This window comes from Atribacterota bacterium (assembly GCA_028703475.1).
Lineage (GTDB): Bacteria > Atribacterota > Phoenicimicrobiia > Phoenicimicrobiales > Stramentimicrobiaceae > JAQVMU01.
Genome location: JAQVMU010000065.1, coordinates 1 through 9,116 on the forward strand (window position 1 = coordinate 1; position 9,116 = coordinate 9,116).

The 9,116-nt window shown below is 35.1% G+C and carries 10 protein-coding genes; all 10 read right to left on the bottom strand.

Translation table 11 applies throughout. The annotated features are described in order from the left end of the window. Positions 1-66: 66 nt before the first annotated feature. The 10 genes from pheA to aroH all read right to left on the bottom strand — a co-directional run bounded on the left by pheA (position 67) and on the right by aroH (position 8,838). A complete protein-coding gene (pheA, locus tag PHQ99_06820) occupies positions 67-948 on the bottom strand; it encodes a prephenate dehydratase (GenBank protein MDD4289283.1) in 882 nt (293 codons plus the stop codon). A gap of 94 nt (positions 949-1,042) precedes the next feature. Next, positions 1,043-1,921, bottom strand: a complete 879-nt coding sequence (locus PHQ99_06825) for a prephenate dehydrogenase/arogenate dehydrogenase family protein (GenBank protein ID MDD4289284.1) — start codon at positions 1,919-1,921, stop codon at positions 1,043-1,045. Positions 1,922-1,947: 26 nt separating this feature from the next. Next, positions 1,948-2,400: a type II 3-dehydroquinate dehydratase gene (gene aroQ / locus PHQ99_06830; GenBank protein MDD4289285.1), complete on the bottom strand. Its 453-nt coding sequence runs from the start codon at positions 2,398-2,400 to the stop codon at positions 1,948-1,950. Continuing rightward, positions 2,397-3,509 carry a 3-dehydroquinate synthase gene (gene aroB, locus PHQ99_06835; GenBank protein ID MDD4289286.1) on the bottom strand — a complete coding sequence of 371 codons (1,113 nt, stop codon included), beginning with the start codon at positions 3,507-3,509 and terminating at the stop codon, positions 2,397-2,399. The genes aroQ and aroB overlap by 4 nt, the downstream gene beginning before the upstream one ends. Further along, the gene (locus PHQ99_06840; protein MDD4289287.1) at positions 3,484-4,023 is read right to left on the bottom strand and encodes a shikimate kinase; all 540 of its coding nucleotides are present in this window, start codon (positions 4,021-4,023) and stop codon (positions 3,484-3,486) included. Before PHQ99_06840 ends, aroB begins: the two co-directional genes overlap by 26 nt. Continuing rightward, on the bottom strand, positions 4,017-5,192 hold the full coding sequence (gene aroC / locus PHQ99_06845) for a chorismate synthase (protein MDD4289288.1): 1,176 nt from the start codon (positions 5,190-5,192) through the stop codon (positions 4,017-4,019). Before aroC ends, PHQ99_06840 begins: the two co-directional genes overlap by 7 nt. 7 nt (positions 5,193-5,199) lie before the next feature. Continuing rightward, the gene (aroE, locus tag PHQ99_06850; protein MDD4289289.1) at positions 5,200-6,081 is read right to left on the bottom strand and encodes a shikimate dehydrogenase; all 882 of its coding nucleotides are present in this window, start codon (positions 6,079-6,081) and stop codon (positions 5,200-5,202) included. A gap of 18 nt (positions 6,082-6,099) precedes the next feature. Further along, positions 6,100-7,398, bottom strand: a complete 1,299-nt coding sequence (aroA, locus tag PHQ99_06855; protein ID MDD4289290.1) for a 3-phosphoshikimate 1-carboxyvinyltransferase — start codon at positions 7,396-7,398, stop codon at positions 6,100-6,102. A gap of 22 nt (positions 7,399-7,420) precedes the next feature. Next, positions 7,421-8,455, bottom strand: a complete 1,035-nt coding sequence (gene aroF, locus PHQ99_06860) for a 3-deoxy-7-phosphoheptulonate synthase (GenBank protein ID MDD4289291.1) — start codon at positions 8,453-8,455, stop codon at positions 7,421-7,423. After that, on the bottom strand, positions 8,446-8,838 hold the full coding sequence (gene aroH / locus PHQ99_06865) for a chorismate mutase (protein ID MDD4289292.1): 393 nt from the start codon (positions 8,836-8,838) through the stop codon (positions 8,446-8,448). Before aroH ends, aroF begins: the two co-directional genes overlap by 10 nt. Positions 8,839-9,116 lie beyond the last annotated feature (278 nt).

Sequence of the window (9,116 nt, forward strand, 5' to 3'; positions counted from 1 at the left end):
ATTATTCGATAAATTGTTTCCCGATAGAATTAAATTTTAAGAACCTGAGTTTTTTGAAACACTTTTTTATTTACATTTGCTTTCATTTGAATAAGATTTATAACTACCAATAATTTTAATAAAAGTGGTGGAATTCTTTAATGATTCCAATGCTTCTTGAACAATTTGTTCTTGCAGACCTTTTTCAAAATCTAAATAAAAAATATATTCCCATGGTTTCATTCTACTCGGCCTTGATTCTAATCTGGTTAAATTGATATTGCGAATGGCAAATTCCTTCAAGCATTTATATATAGCACCGGGCACACTTACCACAGCAAAAATAATTGAAGTTTTGTTATTTGATTCACCAGGCAAAATTCTCTGGAATAACACCAAAAAGCGGGTATAATTGTAAGGATTGTCTTCAATTCCTCTTTCTATAATATTCATCTGATAATATAAAGCAGCTCGCTGGCTGGCAATTCCGGCAGCAAATAACTCTTTTGATTCCCTGATTTTTTTAATACTACCAGCAGTATCATAAACAGGAATTATCTGGCAATCGGGAAAATTTTTAATCAGGTATCTTTCACATTGAGCTAAAGCTTGTGGATGAGAATATATTTTCTTTATTTCTTCTGTTTTAGTATTATAATGAGAAATCAAACAATGTTCAATTTTTAATATAATTTCACCAACTGCAAATAATTCTTCACTTAATAATAAATCATGCACATTGGTAATTCCACCGGTTTGGGAATTTTCAATAGGCAGGATTGCAAAATCAGCTTTCCCTTCTTTCACCATCCGGGCAACTTCATCAAAGCTATTACAGGATAATACCTCAATAGAAGAGCCAAAATAGTGTAATGCAGCCATCTCACTAAATGAACCGATTTCTCCCTGCAATGCAACTACGCAATCTTTTTTATAGTGATAATCATTCTTTTCTTCTCTATTTTCCATAATATTGACCTCGCACATTTAGCTATTTTTGACAAATTATTTTAAAAAGTTAATCACTTTACGCTTTATCCTGAATACTTATAATTAATATTTTCTACATTTTCTCTTTAAAATAGTGCGCTTTCTTAAAATCTTCTTCCAGGCCATAGGGATTTGTAGCAATCTTTCCCTTTGCCCTCTCCAGCATTTCCTTTAAATTGTCTATAAAACTGACAACCCATTTGTTATTTGTTTGATAAACATCACCCCACATGGAAAAGGGGCTACCAGCTACTCTGGTCAATTCATTGAATGCATTTCCACCTATTTTATAACATTTCTCATCATAACCATCCTGTACCAGTTGTCCAAACATATCGGTCATAATTACAGATATCAACTGGGGAACATGGCTTACAAGGGCAATAATTCTATCATGTTCAACAGAATTTAGCTTTATTTCAAAACAACCGATTTTTTTAAGAAAGTTAGACATTTTTGAGGTAGCCATTTCGCTGTTATTCTCTCTGGAAACAGTAATATAAGGTTTTCCAATAAATAAATCAGCCTTTGCGTATTCTATACCCCCTTTTTCTAAACCTGCCATGGGATGCCCACCTATAAAATCATGCTTATCTGAAAATATATTATTTGCCGTCTCTACAATCTCTGTTTTTGTACTTCCGGTATCCGTTACCAGGCAATTCTTAGATAGATAAGGATTTATTTCTTTTATGAGTCTTATTATTTCGCAAACCGGAGTGGCAAGAATAACTATATCTGCATTCTTTAAGCCCTCCTCTATGTTTTCGCACCCCCTGTCAATAGCACCAACTTCCATCGCTTTTCCTAAGACATCTTTTTTATCAATTCCAAATATTTGACCTGAAAATTGGCTTTTTTTTAATGCCAGACCAAGGGAACCACCTATTAATCCACAACCAATTACAGTAACCTTTCTAAATTCACTAAAGTCACTATCATCCTTGTTCATTCTTCACAGCCACCTTTCATGTTTTCTTACTCTCTTATTTGATGCTTTTGTTTTATCAAAAAATTAAGCCCTTCCAGTGCGAGCAAATATCCCTGAGCCCCTAATCCTGCAATTTGCCCTGCACAAACCTCTGCAGTTATCGATTTAGCACGGAAACCTTCCCTGGAATAAATATTTGATAAATGAACCTCAACAACCGGGACAGAACAGTCATCCAAGGCATCTCTGATAGCAAAACTGTAATGAGTGAAAGCACCCGGATTAATAATTATGCCATTTGCTGAATCGGAATACTGCTGGATAAAATCAATGATTTCCCCTTCATGATTTGATTGCATAATCTTCAGGCTTACATTTAGTGTTATCGCTCTTTTTTCAAGCATTTTGTTTATTTCTGTAAGAGTAATCGCTCCATAATATTTTTTATCTCTAATCCCGAGGCGGTTTAGATTAGGACCGTGAATAACAGTAATATTCATTTTTTACTCCCTCCTGTATTTTGCAGAGAATCAAAAGCATAATCTACATCTTTTTTAACTATTGATTGCTGCAATTTTACTTTTCCTACTTTTTCAGGTAAAACAAAGCGAATATTGCCATTTTTGTTTTTCTTATCCAGAAGAATTGCATTCCAGCATTCCAATGGTTTAATCTTAGTTAAATCTATGTTTTCCAAAATTTTTAATTTCCTGAAAATATTTTCAATCCTTTGCTTTTCTTCCGGTTCACATAATCTCTTATAAGTGGCAATTCTAGTCTCCAGGATGGTACCCAGTGCAACTGCTTCTCCATGAGTAATCCAATCATAACCCCCGGTAACTTCCAGCGCATGACCTATGCTATGACCCAGATTCAAAAAATATCTTCGATGGTTTTCCCATGGATCCTCTAAAATAATATTGACTTTTAACCGGGCTGCCTGGTTTACCAGATTTTCCAGTGCATTCTTATCTTTAAATAATAATTGTTCTATATTATCATCAATCCAGCTAAAAAATGAAGGAGAGCTGATAATGGCAATTTTAATGGCTTCTACAATTCCATTTTTTAAATGTGCTATCGGTAAACTGGCCAAAACATCAGTATCAGCAATACAGGCAATAGGTTGATAAAAACTTCCTATTATATTTTTTGCTTTTGGGTGGTCAATGGCAGTTTTTCCACCAATACTACTATCAATTTGGGCTAAAAGTGTTGTCGGGATATGGATTAAAGGAATGCCTCTCATAAAAGTAGCGGCCACAAATCCTGCTAAATCACCAATAACTCCACCTCCCAGGGCAACAAGCGAAGTAGAACGGTCTGTCTTAAACTGCAATAGATGATCATAAATATTCCCTGCCATCAATAGTGATTTGCTTTTTTCACCATCAGGAATCTCGATTATATGAGTTAGAATCCCATTCTCGGAAAACAAATCTGCTATTTTATTGCCATAAAGCTCTCTTACTAACGGATTAGTAATGATTACTGCCTTTTTTCCAGGCAATATGGGAGTAAGATATTTATTAATATCTGCCAATACATCTTTTCCAATAAACATATTACAGATATATTCTTTTTTATATTTCAGTAATATTGTTTTCATTATTTTTTCTCCAGTATATTTGGATTATCTTTTCTACTACCTGGTTAACAGTTAGATAAGAAGTATCAATACAGTATTCAAAACGGCAGTATTTTGCTTTTCTTTTATTCAACAAATCTATAATTTTTGCTAATTTGTTTTTTCCTGATAATAATGGACGTAAATTCTCTTTTTGCAATCTACTAAATATGACTTGTGGGCTTGCCTGAAGAAGGATAATTATGCCATTCTTCAATGCCAAACGGTGGTTTTCTTTGTCAAGCAAGGTTCCTCCTCCGGTTGCAATAACCAGATTATTTATGCTGGCAATTTCCTGGAAAATTTGCTTTTCTATTCTGCGAAAATACTCTTCTCCTTCACTATCAAAAATTTCTGCAATTGATTTACCTATTCTGCTTTCAATTATTTTATCCGTATCAATCAAATTCTTATTTATTTTTTTTGCCAGGGCGCAGGCTACTGTACTTTTACCTGTTCCCATAAAACCGGTAATAAAGATATTATCTTTTAACAATTTCTTACCCTTTCTAGATAGCTATTATAATTAGCTATAATCTCATCCAGGGAATCACCGGCAAATTTTTCAATAAAGGAAGATGCGAGCTCCCAACTAACCACTGCTTCCCCAACAACACTTGCTGCCGGCAGCACACAGGTATCAGATCTCTGGTAATCTGCAGTGGTTTCTTTTTTGGTCTTCAAATCTACTGAAGCAAGAGGTCTGAGTAAAGTCGGTATAGGTTTTACATAAGCTCGCACAACAATATCTTCTCCATTGGTAATTCCTCCCTCAATACCTCCTGCCCAATTTTTCCTGCGATAATAGCATGTCCGGTTAAGTTGATTTCCTTCTTCTTTCTGCAGGAAAATTGCATCTTGAACCGTTGAGCCTCGTTTTTCTGAGCCCCTTATCCCTTCACCTATCTCAACTGCCTTCACACTGGGAACACTCATCAGGGCAGCGGCAATACGTGCATCTATCCTCCGTTCCCAGAACACATGACTTCCAAGTCCTGCCGGAACATTTCTTACAATAATCTCAAACTGTCCTCCCAGGGAATCGCCTTCTTTTTTAGCCTGGTCAATCTCACAACACATTTGGCGGGATATCTCCCGTTCAAGGCAATATACAGGTGAGCAATTAATACTCTCTTTGATTTTTTCTATGTTTTCTTTTTCGGTAAATTTTTTAACTGCCTGCTGTTGGATCTTTGTATTTCCGATTCTAATAACATGACTAAAGGATGTTATGGAAAAATATTCTAATAATTGTTGTCCAATAGAACCTATGGCAACCCGCATTGCAGTTTTCCGGGCACTTGCCCGTTCTAGAATTGGCCGGTAATCTTTTAAACCATATTTAAGTACACCTGCCAGATCAGCATGCCCGGGTCTAGGCACCGTCAATTCCTGTTGATTATCTGTATTCTGATTATCCCAGTCTTTATTTTTTATCATTAGACCTATAGGTGTTCCTATTGTCCTGCCTGAAATCATACCAGATAGAATGGAAATACGATCCTGCTCGATTTTCATCCGAGATCCTCTTCCATACCCGCCTTGCCTTCTTTTTAATTCTCTATTTATTTTTTCTTCGCTTAGAAAAAACCCGTATGGAAATCCTTCAATAATTCCCAGGAGGCATCTGCCATGAGATTCTCCGGCATCTAAAAAACGTAAAATCATAAAACTACCTCTTTTTACAATTACAATTTTTTTGTTCAATCTGTCTTATTGTTTGATTTATTATTTCCCGTTCAGGATAAATTCCAGTCCACAAATAAAAACTTTCTGCAGCTTGGTATACCAGCATTTGCAAACCATTTACTGTTCTGTTTCCATTCATTTCTGCTCTTTGTAACAGGGGTGTTTTATCAGGATAATAAATCAGGTCATAGACAATTATTTCGGGACGAATAATAACTTCCTCTGGCAGCGGGTTCTCGTCAGGGCAATACCAGCTTCCTAAGGGTGTAGTATTTACCAGCAAATCAGTCTCCAAAATTTCTTTTTGTAAACTCTTTGTGCAGAAAGGCAGGCTTCTTATCTCACACTGTGAAAAGTTTTTTCTATACTGCTTTTTTATTTGCCTGGTTCTTTCTTCAGTCCTGTTAAATATTGAAATAACTGAACATCCTTCATCTGCCAGGGCAAAAATAACTGCTCTTGCTGCTCCACCTGCCCCTAAGACCACTGCCTTTTTTCCTATCAGGTTTATATTCAATCCATCTTTTAAGGGAACTTTAAAACCATTACAGTCTGTATTGTACCCTAATATTTTTTCATTCTTATAGACAATTGTATTGATTGCCCCTATATTTCTGGCAACTGAAACAACATCATCAATAAACCTCATAGCCTTTGCTTTAAAAGGAATTGTAATATTTAATCCTTTAATTCCCAATGCTTTTGCCCCTATTATAGCCTTTTCTAAATTATTGCTTTTGATTTGAAAAGGTAAATATGAATAATTTAAGGAATAATAACGAATAAAATTCATATGTATCAAAGGAGATAGGCTATTTTCAATGTGTTCCCCGAGTAAACCAAGGACGAGAGTAACAGTACTCATATTTTTCTCCTTATATTTTTAATTTATTATTTTATTAAAAGCAGGCAAAAAATTTGGATACGAAATATCCATGCATTGTGCATCTTTAATAATAGTCTTCCCTTTTGCATAAGAAGCTGCCACAGTCAGGGACATGGCAATACGATGGTCATTAAAACTATCTACTTCATTTCCCGATAAAGCTGTTGGACCAATTACTTCAAAACCATCATCTCTTTCAATAATATTTGCTCCAATTCTTGATAAACCTTCTATAATAGCTTTTATTCTATCACTCTCTTTTACTCTCAGCTCCTGGGCATCTCTTACAATAGTCTTCCCCCGGGCTAGCGTTGCCAGGACTGCTACCAAAGGCAATTCATCAATAATATTTGCAATGATTTTTTTGTCAATCTGAATTCCTTTTAATCGGCTACCTTTGATACAGACATCTGCTCTGGGTTCATTAGAGATAACTCTTTGATTAACTATTTTTACATTAGCATTCATATCCTGCAAAACCTTTAAAAAACCAATACGAGTAGGGTTAATTCCCACATTTTTTATTGTTATTTCTGAACCTTCTCTAGCACATCCTATCGCCAAAAAATAAGCAGCTGACGAAATATCTCCAGGGATATCAATTTCTGTTCCCATTAATTCTTTTCCAGGTTTTAAATTTATATTATAGCCGGGAGAAGCCTGAATATCTGCCTGCAGAATTTTTAACATCCGTTCAGTATGATCTCTGGTTATCTGCGTTTCTCTAACTGTTGTTGCTTCTCTGGCATATAAACCTGCCAGGAGAATAGCAGATTTAACCTGGGCACTTGCTACTGGTAAAGTATAATCAATTCCCTGTAATGGTTGTCTACCGGTTATATTTAAAGGGGCAAAATTTTCATTAAATAATCCTTTTATTCGGGCATTCATTTGAGATAGTGGCTGAATTACTCTCTGCATCGGTCTTTTCCTGATAGAAACATCTCCATCTAATATACTATCAAATCTTTGTCCACATAGAAGTCCTGATAGCAATCTTATTGTTGTACCGGAGTTGCCGACATCAAGAGTACTCTTAGGAGTTTGTAAGCCTTTCAATCCTTTGCCCTTAATTTTTAATACAGAATCATTTTCCTTGTAAATATTAACACCAAGGGCTTGCATGCAAGATAAAGTATTTCGGCAATCTAATCCATCTAGGAAGTTGCTGATTCTCGATTCTCCCAGTGCGATAGAGCTTAAAATAATTGCGCGATGGGTAATTGATTTGTCACCCGGAACTGTTAAAATACTCTGTATAATATTATTGTCATTACCTTCAATTATGCAATCCAATTTGTATTATCCTTCCTAAATTTTAAACAGAAGTATAACTATGGTGTAAAGTCCTGCCTACTGCCTGTGCAACTGTCCCTAATTCAGATACCAAGTTTTCAAAACAATCCAAATCTAATGATTGAGCTCCATCACTTAATGCCTCTTCCGGGTTAGGATGTACCTCAATAACCAATCCATCTGCACCTGCTGCAACAGCTGCTTTAGACATCGGTTGAACCAATTCCTTTCTCCCGGTGGAATGGCTGGGGTCGACAATTATCGGTAAATGGCTTAATTCTTTTATAGCAGGAATAGCACTCAGATCAAGAGTATTTCTGGTATAAGTTTCAAATGTCCTGATTCCTCTTTCGCATAAGATTACTTTTTTATTTCCTCCAGATAAAATATATTCAGCAGATAGTAGTAATTCTTCAATAGTTGACGATAATCCTCTCTTTAACATTACCGGTTTTTTAATTTTCCCCAGTTCTTTTAGCAGCGTAAAATTTTGCATATTTCTTGCACCAATCTGAAGAATGTCTGCATAATTAGATACCATTTCAATCTGCTCAATAGACATTACCTCAGTAACAATCAGTAGTTCATATTTTCTGGCAGCTTCACTCATTATCTTTAATCCTTGTTCCCCTAGCCCCTGGAAACTATAAGGAGATGTCCGAGGTTTGAAAGCTCCTCCCCGAAGAATTTTAACACCAGCGTTACTTATCCTGTGGGCAATATCAAATATTTGTTCTTCATTTTCAACAGCACAAGGCCCTGCCATAAGCGTTATTTCTTTACCACCAATAGAAACATCATTAATCTTAATTATAGTAGATAATTCTTTGAACTCTCTGCTGGCAAGTTTATAGGGTTTCAAAACTTTTAAGACATCAATTACCCCTGGGTAAGAATGAAAGGGAAAAGATATTAATTTCCTGGTATCCCCTATAATACCAACTACAATTCTTTCTTTTCCTTTGCTTATTTGTAATTCAAATCCCATATTTTCCAATTTTTCGGTTATTCTGTTTAAATTCTTCTCATCTGAACGAGCATCCATTACTAACACCATTTTTTATCCTTCCTTTCTTCTTTGTAATTTAAATCTTTTCTCAAACTTTTTGCTTTTTTTAAATAGCAATGCTGAAAATCGGCTTGTACTTTATTACTATTGAGCTGAAGGAGAATTCTGATACATTTTTCTAAACTATTCCTTACATCGGCTTCTTGCATTCCAAAAAGGGGCACTGTATTCCAGCCAAGTTGTCTGGCAGCCTCTGCAGGAAACGCGGCATCTAAATCTGAAGTCATACTAAAAAATATACAAATAATATCCTCAGTATTAAAATTATTGGTCTCTTGCATAGCAAGTAGTAATTCTTTGGTATCTTTCAATATTGATTCCCGACTATTCTCAATGACTGTTGTTGCTCCTCTTATTGCTCTTACTGACACTTTTTCCCTCCTTTTTCATTTAAAACTTTTTCTATTCTTTCCTGTTTTTTCCTAAAAATTATTACAATCAACAACAAAAAAAAGGACTATAGGTAATAAAAAACCTATAGTCCTTTATATGCTTTTTTGTTACATATAAAGATACCATAGGCATCTTCGATGTTCATGCCTATGGTATCTGTTTTTTAATATTTGTTTATGTTACGATACTAAGGCATAAACATCGCCAATAAAATAAAAATAATAAAAGTTAAAATAAAAGTTATATATTTTTTGGC